Source organism: Terriglobia bacterium (genome assembly GCA_020072645.1).
GTDB lineage: Bacteria > Acidobacteriota > Terriglobia > Terriglobales > Acidobacteriaceae > Angelobacter.
The window spans coordinates 130659-145489 of the sequence record JAIQGK010000008.1 but is presented as its reverse complement, the minus strand read 5'-3'; the positions used below and the strand labels follow the sequence as shown (position 1 = coordinate 145489).

17 protein-coding genes are annotated in these 14831 nt (G+C 52.9%); all 17 read left to right on the top strand.

The window, feature by feature from the left end:
* The first annotated feature begins 1 nt into the window (after position 1).
* The 17 genes from LAO76_13025 to LAO76_12945 all read left to right on the top strand — a co-directional run bounded on the left by LAO76_13025 (position 2) and on the right by LAO76_12945 (position 14822).
* Positions 2 to 1027, top strand: a complete 1026-nt coding sequence (locus LAO76_13025) for an ATP-binding cassette domain-containing protein (GenBank protein ID MBZ5491846.1) — start codon at positions 2 to 4, stop codon at positions 1025 to 1027.
* A 49-nt stretch (positions 1028 to 1076) separates the two neighbouring features.
* Entirely contained in the window at positions 1077 to 1904 is an 828-nt protein-coding gene (locus LAO76_13020; protein ID MBZ5491845.1) for an ABC transporter permease, read from the top strand.
* A gap of 5 nt (positions 1905 to 1909) precedes the next feature.
* Positions 1910 to 2341, top strand: coding sequence for a DUF420 domain-containing protein (locus LAO76_13015; protein MBZ5491844.1), 432 nt, complete (start codon positions 1910 to 1912; stop codon positions 2339 to 2341).
* Positions 2342 to 2442: 101 nt separating this feature from the next.
* Complete coding sequence (locus tag LAO76_13010; protein ID MBZ5491843.1) at positions 2443 to 2910, top strand: single-stranded DNA-binding protein; 468 nt, start codon at positions 2443 to 2445, stop codon at positions 2908 to 2910.
* A 470-nt stretch (positions 2911 to 3380) separates the two neighbouring features.
* The gene (locus LAO76_13005) at positions 3381 to 3932 is read left to right on the top strand and encodes a prepilin-type N-terminal cleavage/methylation domain-containing protein (GenBank protein ID MBZ5491842.1); all 552 of its coding nucleotides are present in this window, start codon (positions 3381 to 3383) and stop codon (positions 3930 to 3932) included.
* 379 nt (positions 3933 to 4311) lie between these two features.
* On the top strand, positions 4312 to 4863 hold the full coding sequence (locus LAO76_13000) for a prepilin-type N-terminal cleavage/methylation domain-containing protein (protein MBZ5491841.1): 552 nt from the start codon (positions 4312 to 4314) through the stop codon (positions 4861 to 4863).
* Between the two features lie 314 nt (positions 4864 to 5177).
* Positions 5178 to 5696, top strand: a complete 519-nt coding sequence (locus LAO76_12995) for a prepilin-type N-terminal cleavage/methylation domain-containing protein (GenBank protein ID MBZ5491840.1) — start codon at positions 5178 to 5180, stop codon at positions 5694 to 5696.
* A gap of 76 nt (positions 5697 to 5772) precedes the next feature.
* Entirely contained in the window at positions 5773 to 6705 is a 933-nt protein-coding gene (locus LAO76_12990) for an ABC transporter ATP-binding protein (GenBank protein ID MBZ5491839.1), read from the top strand.
* The gene (locus LAO76_12985; GenBank protein ID MBZ5491838.1) at positions 6702 to 7475 is read left to right on the top strand and encodes an ABC transporter permease; all 774 of its coding nucleotides are present in this window, start codon (positions 6702 to 6704) and stop codon (positions 7473 to 7475) included. The genes LAO76_12990 and LAO76_12985 overlap by 4 nt, the downstream gene beginning before the upstream one ends.
* Complete coding sequence (locus LAO76_12980; protein ID MBZ5491837.1) at positions 7472 to 8362, top strand: hypothetical protein; 891 nt, start codon at positions 7472 to 7474, stop codon at positions 8360 to 8362. The genes LAO76_12985 and LAO76_12980 overlap by 4 nt, the downstream gene beginning before the upstream one ends.
* Before the next feature lie 44 nt (positions 8363 to 8406).
* Positions 8407 to 9075 (top strand): outer membrane lipoprotein carrier protein LolA, encoded by a 669-nt coding sequence (locus tag LAO76_12975; protein ID MBZ5491836.1) that lies wholly within the window; start codon positions 8407 to 8409, stop codon positions 9073 to 9075.
* Between the two features lie 159 nt (positions 9076 to 9234).
* Entirely contained in the window at positions 9235 to 10443 is a 1209-nt protein-coding gene (locus LAO76_12970) for a type II secretion system F family protein (protein ID MBZ5491835.1), read from the top strand.
* Between the two features lie 30 nt (positions 10444 to 10473).
* Entirely contained in the window at positions 10474 to 12108 is a 1635-nt protein-coding gene (locus LAO76_12965; GenBank protein MBZ5491834.1) for a GspE/PulE family protein, read from the top strand.
* 2 nt (positions 12109 to 12110) lie between these two features.
* Positions 12111 to 13013, top strand: a complete 903-nt coding sequence (locus tag LAO76_12960) for a hypothetical protein (protein MBZ5491833.1) — start codon at positions 12111 to 12113, stop codon at positions 13011 to 13013.
* Positions 13013 to 13624 carry a hypothetical protein gene (locus tag LAO76_12955; protein MBZ5491832.1) on the top strand — a complete coding sequence of 204 codons (612 nt, stop codon included), beginning with the start codon at positions 13013 to 13015 and terminating at the stop codon, positions 13622 to 13624. Before LAO76_12960 ends, LAO76_12955 begins: the two co-directional genes overlap by 1 nt.
* On the top strand, positions 13625 to 14176 hold the full coding sequence (locus LAO76_12950; protein MBZ5491831.1) for a hypothetical protein: 552 nt from the start codon (positions 13625 to 13627) through the stop codon (positions 14174 to 14176).
* 49 nt (positions 14177 to 14225) lie between these two features.
* Positions 14226 to 14822 (top strand): hypothetical protein, encoded by a 597-nt coding sequence (locus LAO76_12945; GenBank protein MBZ5491830.1) that lies wholly within the window; start codon positions 14226 to 14228, stop codon positions 14820 to 14822.
* Positions 14823 to 14831 lie beyond the last annotated feature (9 nt).

Here is a 14831-nt window from a genome sequence, read left to right as displayed (position 1 = left end):
TATGGCGACTGCCTTACAGGAAGAGACTTTTACGAGATCTAAAGAAAACACTTCTGCCGTGATTCGCGTGGAAGATATACGCCACAGTTATGGCAAGCGCACGGCGCTTAAAGGCATTTCATTTGACGTGGCGGCGGGCGAAATTTTTGGCCTGCTTGGCCCCAACGGCAGCGGCAAGACGACACTCTTCAGGATTCTTTCCACTCTCATGCTGCCCAGCAGCGGCCGCGCACTGGTTTCTGGTTTCGACTCGACCAAGCAAGCCGACGAAGTTCGCCGGCGCATCGGCGTGGTCTTCCAGTCCAAATCTGTCGATCTGAAGCTAACTGCGGCAGAGAACCTCTGGCATCAGGGGCATCTCTACGGGCTGCGCGGTGCGAACTTAAAGTCACGCATTCAGGAAATGCTGGAACGTGTTGCTCTGGCTGATCGCGCCAAAGATAAAGTTGAAACCTTTTCCGGCGGGATGCAGCGCCGCGTCGAGTTAGCAAAAGGGCTCATGCATCGGCCAAGCGTGCTGTTACTGGACGAGCCAACGACCGGGCTCGATCCGGGCGCGCGTCGCGATCTTTGGATTTATTTGGACGAGTTGAGGAGCCGGGAAAAAGTTTCGATCATTGTGACCACGCACCTGATGGAAGAAGCCGAGCACTGTGACCGTCTGGCGATCGTGAATCTGGGCGAGATTGTTGCCTTGGGAACGCCGGAAGAATTGCGCAGCCAGATCGGCGGGGATGTAGTGATGTTAGAGGCCGCAGACCCGGCGGCACTTGCGCAACGGATTCAGGAGCGGTTCAAGATCGCCACTACGGCACTTGACGGGAAAGTGCGGCTGGAAATCCAAGATGGATTGAAGTTTGTAACCGCCGTGGCGGAAGCCATGCCGGGGGCAATCCAGTCAGTTTCCATCAGCAAGCCCACGCTGGACGATGTGTTCATCAGCCGCACGGGACACAGATTCTGGACGGAGCAAGAGCAGGACTCCGAAAAAGCAAACCTTACCACTGATAAACACGGATCACACTAACCGGAAAAGAACGGCGGGAATTGAGACAGTCGAGATGAATTCAGAAATCATGACATCAGCGGAAGTGGCACCGGCCAGCCTGGCACTGCCCAGGGTAAATCCTTTGCTGCCTGCATTCACGCTGTGGTGGCGGGAAGTAGTCCGCTTTTATCGCCAGCCGGCGCGCGTGGTGGGCGTGGTGGTTTCGCCACTTTTATTCTGGGTGGTGATCGGCGCTGGATTTGGCACGTCACTGCAAAAGGGCGCCACCGGCACGGGAAACTTCCTGAATTATTTCTTTCCTGGCGCGCTGATGATGATCGTGCTTTTCACTTCCATCTTCACCATGATGTCCGTGATTGAAGATCGCAATGAAGGCTTTCTGCTTTCCGTGATGGTTGCACCAGTGCATCGGTCAGGGATAGTGCTGGGCAAAGTACTGGGCGGAACAACGCTTTCCACCATCCAGGGATTGCTGTTTCTGATATTTGCACCTTTCATTGGACTGAAAATTGGCATTGAGCAATTCCTGATTGTGGTGCTGGTCACGTTCCTGGTGGCCTTTTCGCTTACCGCGCTCGGATTCGTAATAGCGTGGCGGATGGAATCGTCACAAGGTTTTCACGCAATCATCAATCTGTTCCTTATTCCTCTGTGGATGCTTTCCGGAGCGCTGTTCCCTGTCAGCGGAGCGTCGGGCTGGATCCAGTGGTTGATGCGCATCAACCCGCTTACCTACGGCATGGACGCGTTGCTGCTCACGCTCTTCCCCGCAACAACACACGCGACAACGCTGACCTTGTGGCCTTCCATCGGCGTGCTGTCCCTTTTTGCCGGAATTGTATTTGTGGCTGGATTTATGGTCGCCAACAAGAGGCGCACGCTCCCGGCAGCCTGAGACACATGACCGACTACAGCCTCTTCCCCGCCCTGAATGCCACGCTCAACGGCGCCAGCGCTGTCTTGATCACCACGGGACGGGCATTGATCGCGCGGCGTCAAATCAAGTTGCATCGGGCATGCATGATTGCCGCGTTTGCCACGTCGAGCGTCTTCCTCGTCAGCTATCTTTATTATCACGCGCACGTAGGTTCAGTGCATTTCCCCGGACAGGGATGGGTGAAGCCCGTCTATTTCACGATCCTGATTTCGCACACGATTCTGGCTATGGCCGTGGTTCCGCTGGTGGTGATGTCTCTTACATACGGCTTGAAGTCGCGGTTTGACCGCCACCGCAGAATCTCGCGATGGACATTTCCTGTCTGGCTCTATGTCTCCGTTACCGGAGTGATTGTTTATGTGATGCTCTACCAGATTTATGGCGGACACGCGTGAGGTTGGTCTAGAATAGCGCCTGTTTTGTTTGCTGCCACCTTTAAGAGATCGCGTCCCGCTGATATATTTACCAACATTCGCAAAAAGGAAAACTTCTTTTTATGGCAAAGAGCGTAAACAAAGTGATTCTGGTCGGAAATCTGGGAAAAGATCCGGAAGTTAAATTCACGCCCAGCGGCGTCCCCGTGGCCAAGTTCAGCCTGGCAACCAATGAACGTTATAAAGACAAAGCCGGCGAATGGCAGGACCGCACGGAATGGCACAACATTGTGGCCTGGCAACGCCTGGCGGAGATCGTGGGCGAGTACGTGAAAAAAGGATCCAAGATCTATATTGAAGGGCGGCTGCAAACATCGAGCTGGGAAGACAAGCAGAGCGGAGAAAAGAAATACCGCACTGAGATAGTTGCCAGCGATCTGGTACTGCTGGGTGGGCGCGGAGAGGGCGGCGGAGACCATGAAGGGCGTTCATCGCGCGGGGCAGCTGCATCATTTGATCAACGCAGCTCGCATTCTGACGAGCACGCCCCGGCGTCCGCTGAGATTACGGATGAAGACATCCCTTTTTAGTAGAAGTCAGCTCTAAAGTAGGCCCGGCTACGACGAATTTCTCGGAAAACTGCAGATCAATATTGCTGACGGAAGCTCAGTATTCGGGCGAGCCGTGCGTGGCAATGATCTATGTTTTGCCTCGGACGCGCTATCTATAACTTGTCGTTGGGCTTATGCTCCATATTTGGGTTTGTGCTGAATCGATTTTCGATCTTCTAACGTCGTCCAAATCCACCTTGCCGTTCTTTGTTAGTCGATGATGACATTTTTTGTCACTTTCTGCTAGAATTAGCTTCTGAAACCCCATACAGCCTTGTGCGTGACCTTACCAAGGCTATATGTGTCAATGGTTTAAGGACATATCTCAACAGCTACCGCCGGTTGGCGAACAACCTGCATGTATAACCAGCAAATTCGCGGGTTCGATTTGCCAGTGAATGCTTTCAAATCTGCCAACGACTGAATTCCAGAGGAAGAGAGATTCTAAAATGCGCAAACAAAAGGGTTTTTCATTAATTGAGTTGCTGATCGTGGTTGCGATCATTCTGATCATTGCCGCCATCGCAATTCCGAACCTGCTGCGTGCCCGTATTTCGGCCAATGATTCGGCTGCAGCCGCCACCATCCGCACCATCAACACCGCTGAAGTGACATATTCAACAACCTATGTCTCTGCTGGCTATGCCAATACTTTCACAAAGCTGGGTCCCGACGCCGCAGGCTGCGTAGCCCCAACTGCTGCCAACGCTTGCCTGGTCGATAACGTTCTCGGTTGCGCGGCCAACAACCCGTGCCCCAAGGGCGGATACAATTATTTCCTGACAGCTGCCGTGGTTGGCCCGCCGGTAGCCGATTACACCACCAGCGCAGGCCCTCTTGGCAACTCAACCGGCAGCAGAAACTACTGCTCCAATCCAGACGCGGTTGTCCGCTTCAACTCATCGACCACGGTCCTGGCTGCACCTGCAACATTGGCACAGTGTGCGACAGTCGGCGCTGCTCCCAACACGACCGCGGGACAGTACATGGCATTGCAGTAATAACAGCAAGTTTTCGGCAAGTACCTGGGGGAGGGTACAAGCCAAAGAGAAAAGGAGATGGCGATTGCCATCTCCTTTTTTCTTTGGCAGACAGACCCCAATCTGAGAGGACTTGTTCGCACTGCGATAGAATGTCAATTTTTTGACAAATTTTGTCATCATCTGGGGAGCTTTACTTTTCTTGACGAAATCTGGCCCCTTAAAGTTCCGTTATGTATCGAGTAATCAATGGCTTAAAAGATTTTTTAAATGTAAGGAACGTTCCCCCCAATGGCCAGTCAGATGCTGCATAAAGACTTGGGTGCCGGATTAGGGATAAAAGTCCGGCAGAGTCGTTCAAAATAAAGGTTTTTGTTAAAAGTTGAACAGGAGACGTTTAATGCGCAAACAAAAGGGTTTCTCGCTCATCGAGCTGCTGATCGTGGTTGCGATCATTCTGATCATTGCCGCCATCGCAATTCCTAACCTGCTGCGTGCCCGTATTTCAGCCAATGATTCGGCTGCGGCCGCCACCATCCGCACCATCAACACCGCCGAAGTGACATATTCAACAACCTATGTCTCTGCTGGCTATGCCGACACTTTCACAAAGCTGGGTCCCGACGCCGCAGGCTGCGTAGCCCCAACTGCTACCAACGCTTGCCTGGTCGATAACGTTCTCGGTTGCGCGGCTAACAACCCGTGCCCCAAGGGCGGATACAACTACTTCCTGACAGCCGCTGTTGTTGGACCTCCGGTAGCCGATTACACCACCAGCGCAGGCCCGCTTGGCAACTCAACTGGCAGCAGAAACTACTGCTCCAATCCTGATGCGGTTGTGCGGTTTAACTCGTCAACCACGGTCTTGGCTGCACCTGCAACGTTGGCCCAGTGCGCGACGTTAGGCGTTGCCCCCAACACGACCGCGGGACAGTACATGGCATTGCAGTAATAACAGCAAGTTTTCGGCAAGTACCTGGGGGAGGGTATAAGCCAGAAAAGAAGAGGCGCAGCGTGAGCTGCGCCTCTTTCATTTTTCATCTGCAGTTGAGTGTGATGTTCTTGGACAAATTTTGTCACTACCGGTAAGGGAATGGTTGCGCATTCAACATTTTTTAAGATATATCTATATGAAAATAAAAGCCTTAACTATTCTCTCGTAGAGGGGCTACAGTGGCATTGAAAATGCACTTATTCAAGGTAGATCTCAGGTTTCTTCGCGAATTCGAAGCATTGCAAGGCTATAAACTTATGAACGCAAAAAAAATTAAAGACAGCAACGGATTTTCGCTTATCGAGCTCCTGATCGTTGTTGCGATCATTCTGATCATCGCCGCGATCGCTGTTCCCAATCTTCTTCGATCGCGAATGGCGGCCAATCAGGCAGCCGCTGTGGCGACCCTGCGGAACATCAACAACTCACAAGCAACCTACATCTCCACTTTCAGCTCAGTCGGCTATGCGGACACATTTTTAAAATTGGGCCCCGGCACCCCGTGCGATTCCACGCACGCCTGCCTGGTTGATGAGATTATCGGTTGTGCAGCGCAGCCCTGCGGGAAAAGTGGATACAACTATTTCATCGCGTCAACCTCCGCTGCCCCGCCGATTGTTGATTATCGGACAACGGCAAGCCCCATCAGTTGGGCCGGTTCCGGCTTGGAAAATTATTGCAGTATGAATGACGGGGTCCTGCGAAAAGAACTTGCGCCAACTGCCAGCCTTGCAGCCGTCGTTTCCGTGGCTGATTGTTCTGACGCAACCAAATACGTAGCTGTGCAGTAAGCTCATCTCAGGAAGATCGGCTTGCTAAGCGCCAAAAAAGTGCAATAGAATTAGCTTCACATATCCTTTGACTGACATGTTTGCCATAGAAATTCAGGGCCTCTCGAAAGACTACGCTGTTGGCTTCTGGAAAAAACAATTGCGGCCCGCGTTGAAGCCGCTCAACCTTGCCGTAAAAAGTGGCGAGACTTTCGGCTTTTTGGGACCTAACGGCGCCGGCAAAACCACGACCCTGAAACTGCTGATGAGTATCATCTCCCCCACGTCTGGTACAGCCACCATTCTGGGCAAAAGCTTCCTGGATCCTGAAGTCAAGCGCCGGATCGGTTTTCTTCCGGAGCAACCCTACTTTTATGATTATCTGAGCGCCCATGAGCTGCTGGATTACTACGCGCGACTCTCCGGAGTCTCTCTGGAAACGCGCAAGCAAAAGATAGACAGCCTTCTGGATCGCGTGGGACTGGGTGATGTGGGCAACCGCCAATTGCGCAAGTTCTCAAAAGGCATGCTGCAGCGCGTAGGCATTGCGCAGGCAATTATTCATGATCCGGAAGTGGTCTTTCTCGATGAGCCCATGTCCGGGCTCGATCCGCTGGGCCGCCATGAAGTACGGGAATTGATTCAAGGCCTGAAGGACGAGGGCAAGACGATTTTCTTCTCCACCCATATCCTTTCCGATGCCGAGGCCCTTTGTGACCGTGTCGCGGTGATCCATAAGGGCGAGTTGCGCGGTATCGGGGCCATCAACGAGATAAGGACCAGCGTCGCTGGCAAGTCCGAGGTCATCTGGGACGGCGCACATGCGCTTTCCGCGGTCTCGGGTTCCCTGATTGAATCGCATGTCACGGGCGAAACCGTACGTGGGATTGTCCGCAGTGAGGATGTTGATTCTCTGCTGGAACAACTACGACGAGTGAGGGCAAGGCTTATTTCCGTTACTCCGTTGCACGGCACCCTGGAAGAATATTTTCTCGCTCGGACGGCGGAACAGGAGAAAGTCATTTCATGATTTCCCGCCTGACTGCCATTACGCTAAATACGTTTCGTGAAGCCGTTCGCGACCGGGTCCTCTATAACCTGATTCTTTTTGTCCTGCTTCTCGTGGCAAGCGCGCCCCTCTTCGGCCAGATCTCCATCGGCATGGAGAGACTGATTTTGGTCAACGTGGGTCTAAGCTCCATTTCCCTGTTTGGAGTAATCATCGCCATTTTTATCGGTATCGGCCTAGTATCGAAGGAGATCGAGAAAAAGACGCTCTATACGATTCTTTCCCGCCCGGTGCGGCGCTGGGAATTCATTGTGGGCAAGTACCTGGGCCTCATCATGACGCTGGTTGTGAATACCGCACTCATGACAGCGGGCTTCTACATTGCCTTGGCGATCACCAACGGTTTGCACAAGACCGATTCCCTGCTTCTGGTAGCTATTTATTTCACGGTTCTTGAGTTCCTGATCGTGACCGCCCTTACGATCCTGTTTTCCACTTTCTCGTCGCCCATATTTTCCGCCATCTTTGCTTTTGCTCTCTTCGTGATTGGGACCTTTGCTGAAGACCTTAAGAATTTCGCCGCGATTTCAACAGGCGCCGCCAAATTACTGGCCACTGCTGCCGCTTATGTCATGCCCAATTTCGCGTCGCTCAACGTGATTGCGCAAGCCGCCCATGACCAGGGCGTCGGCGGGCGTCTTATCTTATTCAACACGCTTTATGCCATGCTTTACTCCGCGTCGGCTGTAGCCGCAGCGGTGCTGATTTTTGAACGGCGTAACTTGAAATGAAATCGAATCGCCTGGCAACCTCGTTCTCCGCTGTGCTGCTGGTGGTGCTCTTCGCCGGTACGGTCCTGTGCCGGTCACAAGTGGAGAAACTTCGAGGGAAAGAAGTAACGCTGGAAGAAGTGCTGTACATGCCTTCCGGCAAATCGGTCAAACGCCTGAGCCTGGGCTACTCCAGCTTGCTTGCCGATATTTACTGGACACGCGCGGTCCAATATTTCGGCAACAAATCAAACCAACACTCCATGCGCTATGACTTGCTCTATCCGCTATTGGATATCACCACGGATCTTGATCCGCACCTGATCGTCAGTTATGAATTTGGTTCCCTGTTTTTAAGCCAGCCCCCTCCGGAAGGAGCAGGCCAGCCAGAAAAAGCAGTGGCCCTGGTAAAAAAAGGCATCCGTGAAAATCCTTCTTACTGGCGCCTCTATTTCACTCTGGGATTCATTCACTATCTTGACCGGCGAGATTACAAAGCAGCCTCTGAGGCCTTTTTTGAGGGATCAGAGGTTCCAGGAGCGCTGCCCTGGATGAAAGTGATGGCAGCCAGAATGGCAGAGCATGGTGATGATCGCAGCACCGCAGTTTATCTCTGGAAGGCGGTCTATGACACCAGCATTGACCCGCAGGTGAAAGAAACTGCCGTCCAGCATCTTACGTCCTTGCGCGCAGAGGCCGATATTGAGGAATTGGAAAAGAGAGTATCAATCTACAAGGAGCGGACCGGCGTTCTGCCTTCTCGATGGTTGGATATGGTGCGTGCCGGTCTGCTGCCTGGCTTGCCTCAGGACCCCAATGGCGCTGAATATAAGCTCCTGCCCGACGGGACGGTTGACGTGCAGGATCCAGCCAAATACCGCTTTATTGATCGCAACAGAAACAAATAATTTCCTGTGGCGTCTGGCCTGAATCTAACCTTTATGAGGATTTCATGAAATTGCGGCACTCAATCCCGGCATTGCTGCTCTTTCTTCTTAGCGGACTGCATGTGCAAAGCCAGACGGCGAGCGTGGGTGCAACAGCCCATGCCGTGGATGAACATTACAATCACCTGAAAACCTTTAGGGCATCATTTACTGAAACTTATCAGGGTGACGGCATCTCCCGCACGGAAAGCGGCACGCTATGGCTCAAAAAGCCCTCCCGCATGCGCTGGGAATATCATGTGCCCCGGGAAAAGCTGTTTCTCATCGACTCCCAGACGGCGTATTTCTATGTAACTGGGGATCGACAAGCCAAAAAGACGCCAGCCAAAAACCTGGATGACCTCCGTTCACCCTTGCGCTATCTTTTGGGCAAAACCAAGCTGGAAAAGGAGCTGGAAGGCCTCTCTCTGGCCCCAGACCTTACTCCCTTGCAGCCAGGCGACGTCGTCATGCGTGGCATTCCCAAAATCATGAAGGACCGAGTCTCGGAGGTGGTGCTTGAGATTTCTCCTGCCCACCAGATTCACCGCATCGTGATTCACGGGGTTGATAGCACCATCACAGATTTCCGCTTCTCTCAGATCGAGGAAAATATGCCCGTCCAGGACAGCCTTTTTCGGTTCACCCCACCCCCGGGGGTGGATACAATTGAAGACAGTCAGGTAATCCAATAAATCACTATCTGATTACCTTAGATAGCCGAAGAATTAGTAAAATTAATCAGCAAAATGCGCAATAATGGGGGTTCCCCCCATTCTAATAAATAGAGTTAACAATCCGTAGAATGCTAGACTTGTGTAAGGGAGCCGGAGCTTCCCCCGTATTCTCATTCCATGGCTGAATTTCTGGTTAAAATGGCGGACGAGCGCGGCCACGTGCTCCAGCAGGTTGAAAGTGGCGTCTCTGAACAGGAGATTAGGGAGCGCTTTGTCCAGCAGGGCTTCATGGTCTACTCAGTCAAGACCCGGCGTGGACTGCTGCCCGTGGGCGGAGGCGCCCGCAAGAAGATCCTGAAAGCCGATCAGTTTGTCATTTTTAACCAGCAATTTCTAACCCTGATCAAGGCCGGACTGCCAATCCTTAAGTCCCTTAATATCCTGAGCAAGAGGCAAAAGAACCCACGATTTAAGGCCATCCTGGATAATGTCCAGGAACGGGTAAAAAGCGGTGAGCTTCTGTCACAGGCCTTTGAAGCGCAGGGAGCGACCTCAAAGATCTATACGACCACATTGTTGGCGGGCGAACGAAGCGGCAATCTTGAAGAAGTTCTGGCCCGTTATATCGCTTTTCAGCGCATTACTGTCTCTTTCCGCAAGAAATTGATCGCCTCGCTCTGGTATCCAGCGCTCTTGATTTGTGCCTTGACAGTGATGCTGACGTTCCTGATGACTTACGTCGTACCCCAGTTTGCCGATCTTTACAGCTCACTGAACGCCAAGTTGCCGGCAATCACAGTGTTCATGCTGAGCGTTGGACGAGGCATCCAGAATTATTACTACATCATCCTCGCCGCATTGGTGGGATTGGTCGTCATCATTGCGCTTTTCGTCCGCTCAGACAAGGGCTCTAAGTGGCTGGACGCATTGCGCTACCGCTTGCCACTGTTTGGCGAAATCTGGATGAAGTACCAGATTGCCATGTTCTCCAGAACGCTTTCCACCCTGCTGACAGGCGGATTGCCGCTGGTGCCATCGCTGGAAACGGCCAGCCAATCCATCAACAGCTTCAAGATTTCCAGCAACGTGGGCTACGCTTCCAATCGTGTGCGTGAAGGCCGTTCACTGTCTTTCAGCCTGGAAGAGACGAAGTTTTTTCCTGACCTGGCCATTGAGATGATCGAGGTCGGAGAATCCACCGGCGCGCTGCCGGCCATGCTGAACTCAGTGTCAGAGTTCTATGAAGAAGACGTGCAGAATTCCCTTTCCACGGCCATGCAGTTGGTTGAGCCAGTCATTTTAATTTTCATGGGCATTACGGTTGCAGTTGTGCTCCTCTCGCTGTATCTGCCTATCTTTTCATTGGGAGCAACGGCACACCCGTAGGATGTTATGGACCGAAAGAATTTGACAGTTATGGAAACCGCTTCACCGATCAACGGACTGGTAGAGGGCACTGAGCAAAAGGCCCGCGACATGGCCGCGCGCTATCGCTGCGAGTTCGTGGACCTGCGTGATTACCACCTGGACGCGGAGCTTTTCAAGACAGTCCCGGTGGACCTGATGTTCCGCTATAACTTTGTTCCGCTGGAACAGAATGAGAGCACGCTTTCCATCGCCATCGCCGATCCCAGCAAGCTGATGATGATTGATGAAATCGGCCTGCTGTTGAACCGGCGCATCAAGACTAAGGTAGCCACGCTGGTCCAGATCAGCGAGATTCTCAAAAAAACTGAGCAGTCACAGCGCGTTCTGGAAGAAGCCAGCGAAGGTTTTGTACTCGACGTTGTCCGCGACGACGAGGGTAGCGGCGATGAGAACATTACCATTGACCGTATCACCGGCACGGCGGAAGCCGACGTTAGCCCGATCATCCGGCTGGTAGACACCACAATTTTCACCGCACTGCAAAAGCGGGCCAGTGACATTCACGTTGAGACTGAAAGTGACTCCGTCGTCGTCAAATATCGAATTGACGGCGTGCTCACGCCGGCCATGCAGCCGATGGCAAAGGAACATCATTCCACAATCATTACCCGTATCAAGGTCATGAGCGAGCTGGATATCGCGGAACGCCGCGTCCCGCAGGACGGACGTTTCCGGGTGAAGTACAGTGGACGCCTGATCGATTTCCGCGTTTCCATCATGCCGACCATTCACGGCGAAAATGCCGTGCTCCGCGTGCTGGACAAAGAATCGATGAGCGAAAAGTTCCGCAACCTGGTGTTGGACGTTGTGGGCTTTGACGAAGAAGACCTGCGCAAGTTCCGGCGCTATATTCTGGAGCCCTACGGCATGGTGCTGGTGACCGGACCAACCGGCAGCGGTAAGACAACAACGCTCTATGCCGCGCTGAATGAAATCAAGACCGATGAAGACAAGATCATCACGATTGAAGATCCGGTGGAATACCAGATCCATGGCATCACGCAGATTCCAGTGAATGAGAAGAAGGGCCTTACTTTTGCCCGCGGTCTGCGGTCCATCCTGCGCCATGATCCTGACAAGATCATGGTGGGCGAAATCCGCGATACGGAAACCGCGCAAATCGCCATCCAATCCGCGCTCACCGGCCACCTGGTATTTACCACGGTACACGCCAATAACGTGGTCGACGTGTTGGGGCGGTTCCTGAACATGGGAGTGGAACCATACAACTTTGTTTCAGCGTTAAACTGCGTCCTGGCGCAACGGCTGGTGCGAATGATTTGCCTTCACTGCAAAGCGCCGGTACGTTATTCGGATACGGAGTTGGAAAACTTTGGCCTCTCGCCGAAAGAATGGCGCGACGTGACGTTCTACGATGGCCCTGGATGCATTGAATGCGGCGGCACCGGCTATCACGGACGAACCGCGATCCATGAACTGCTGGATCTCTCTGATCGTATCCGTGAACTGATTCTCGAGAAGCGGCCGTCATCGGAAATTCGCAAAGCCGCGCATGAAGAAGGAATGAAGTTTCTGCGCGATTCAGCGCTGGCGCGCGTCAGGACCGGCGTTACTACGATGAAGGAAATTAATAAGGTCACTTTCATCGAGACTACGAGATAAAAATGGCAGCTTCGCAACAAAAAACGGTACGGCCACGGCTGGCGTGTGAAATCACCTCGGAAGGGGTAATCGCCGCGCGCGCTTCCGAAAAAACATTGAAGCTGGAGGTGTTTACCTCAAGGCGCTTCAATGAAGGCACGATTGCTCCTGGGTTGAACATTCCGAACATCCTCAATCCTGAGGCGTTGCGCACCGCTTTGACCGGCGCACTGGGCGCGGTAGCGGGAAAGTCAAGAGACGTAATCGTGGTGTTGCCGGACGTGGCAATCCGCATGATGCTCCTGGATTTTGATTCCCTGCCCACCAAGCGCGATGAGATCGAGCCTGTCGTTCGGTTTCGCCTCAAGAAATCGCTCCCCTTTGACGTGGACCAGGCAACGCTTTCTTACGATATAACTCGCGCCAATGGAACTATCAGAGTAGCAGCTGCTGTGGCTCCGCGAGAAATCATTGACGAATATGAGAAAGCCTTCCGCGATATTGGATATGAGCCCGGTGTGGTGCTGCCATCTTCAATTGCGGCGCTTGGGCTGGTGGAGGGCGAGCGTCCCACGCTGGTGTTGAAGGTTGACCCAATGAACATTACCATCACGGCGGTTGAGCGGCAGGAGTTGCGGCTGGTGCGTACACTGGACAATCCACATGGCGGCACTTTTTCCGCGACAGAGCTCTCAGAAGCTGTGTTGCCCTCCATCGTTTTTTTTGAAGATACCTTTGCCGCACATATTGAAAAGATCTATGTGGGCGGGCCGGCCCCGCTGGACGAACTTGGCCCATTGCTCCATCAACAGACGGGCGCGCAGGTCCAGGAATTGGCGCCACAACTTGCCGTTGAGCAGAACCTGAGCGGCGAGCATGTTTCGCCTACGACAATGGCGGGAATTGTGGGGGCTTTGCTGGGATAATGCGCCTCAATATCAATCTCGCAACTCAGAAATATGAAGACGTACGGCAGTTTTACGTGCGTTGGAGCGTGGCCATTGGAGTATCAGCCGTGCTCATGCTCCTACTCATCGGATTTGCATGGAGAAATTTCCATAATTCGTCACAGTCTGGCCAGCGAATCAGGCAATTACAGGCTGAGATTGCCGATCTGCAAAAACAACGTGCTGCCGCGGAGGCAATCTCAAATCTGCCGGAAAATCATGACGTTACCGAGCAAAAAAATTACTGGAACAGGCAGATCAACCGCCGCCAGCTTTCCTGGACGCAGCTATTCAACGATCTCCAGAGAATCATGCCGGCCCGCGCCTTCCTGAGTTCTGTCCATCCGGAAGTAACAATGGACAATCGCCTTAAGCTGACGCTGGTTGTGATGGGCGATACTCACGAGAACGGACTAGAACTCGAGAAGAAGATGGAAAAGTCAGAGCGCTTTCGCAGTCCGCAAATTACCAGCGAAACCATGCAAAAGCAGGCCAAGACTGAAGCGCAGCTTTTCAAGTTCGACATTGTGACTTATTACTCTCCCGCGGTAACTCCCCCAGCGCGAACCGGCAACAGGGAGGGCTTGTAAATGAATCATCTGGAAAAAATGCGGAAGCAATTTACGACGATACTTGCCGTCCTTGGCGCGGTAGATTTGTTGCTCGTGATTTACCTGTTGCTGCCCGGATCCAGCCCTTCTGCGCGAGCGGCGCAGGAAGCTAGTTTGCGGGAACAGAAACAGGCGCTGACCCGCGAAGTGACTCCGCTGATTGGAATCGACAAGAAACTGGCGCAAACCCGGGTGGACGTAAAGAAGTTCTATGAAGAGAAAGTGCCCAGCCAGTTTTCCCAGATATCCCAGCACCTGGAAAAACTGATGAAGGATGCCGGCGTAACCACTGCTGGAATCCGCTATGGCCAGGACCGGACCGGAAGCGCTGAAAAGAATGAACTGCCGGACGTGCAGCGCGTGAACATTGAGACGACTGTGACCGGCGAGTACGCAAAAGTTGCGAAGTTTATCAATGCCATGGAGCAGGACAGGCTCGTGTTTATCATTGATCAAATATCGCTCAACAGCCAGGAAGGCGGAGTGGTATCGCTGCAGGTAAAATTTGAGACATTCCTGAAAGAAAGCTAATAGCGGCCACGGGCCGCGAACGTTTATAGCCAGAGGAGAAGGACCTTACGTGAAGATAGGCGCGGAAAATAAAAAGGAAGTGCGATGGATGATCGCACTGCTGGCGATCCTGCTGCTGGTTGGCATTTATAACTTTGTCGACTTCGGCACAAGTTCCGCCAACTCTCCCGCGCCTGCTCCCGTACCCGCAAGTTCCACGCAAACAACAACGCAGGCGACCAAAAAATCCACGAGCCCGGCGCAATTAATTGACAACACGCTTGATCCCAGATTGCGTCTCGACATCCTGGCCGCCAGCCAAAGCAAAAAGTACGAAGCCGGAGGCAGAAACATTTTCCGGATGGAAGAATTGAAGCCGATCACACCTCCTATCGCTTCGGTGAGACAGCCCTATGGGCCGGAGATGCCGCCAACGCCGACGCCGACACCTCCTCCGCCGCCGATTCCGCTCAAGTTTTACGGCTTTGCCAGCAAGGGCAACGAACCAAAGAGGATCTTTCTTGCTGACGAAGGTGAAGTATTCGTCGCCCGGCAAGGTGACATCGTGGAGAGAAAATACAAGGTCATTCAAATCAACAACACCAGCGTTATCATTGAGGATATGCTGAACAGCAATCGCCAGACAATCCCGGTAACCGCGAAGTAGCTTGCGAGA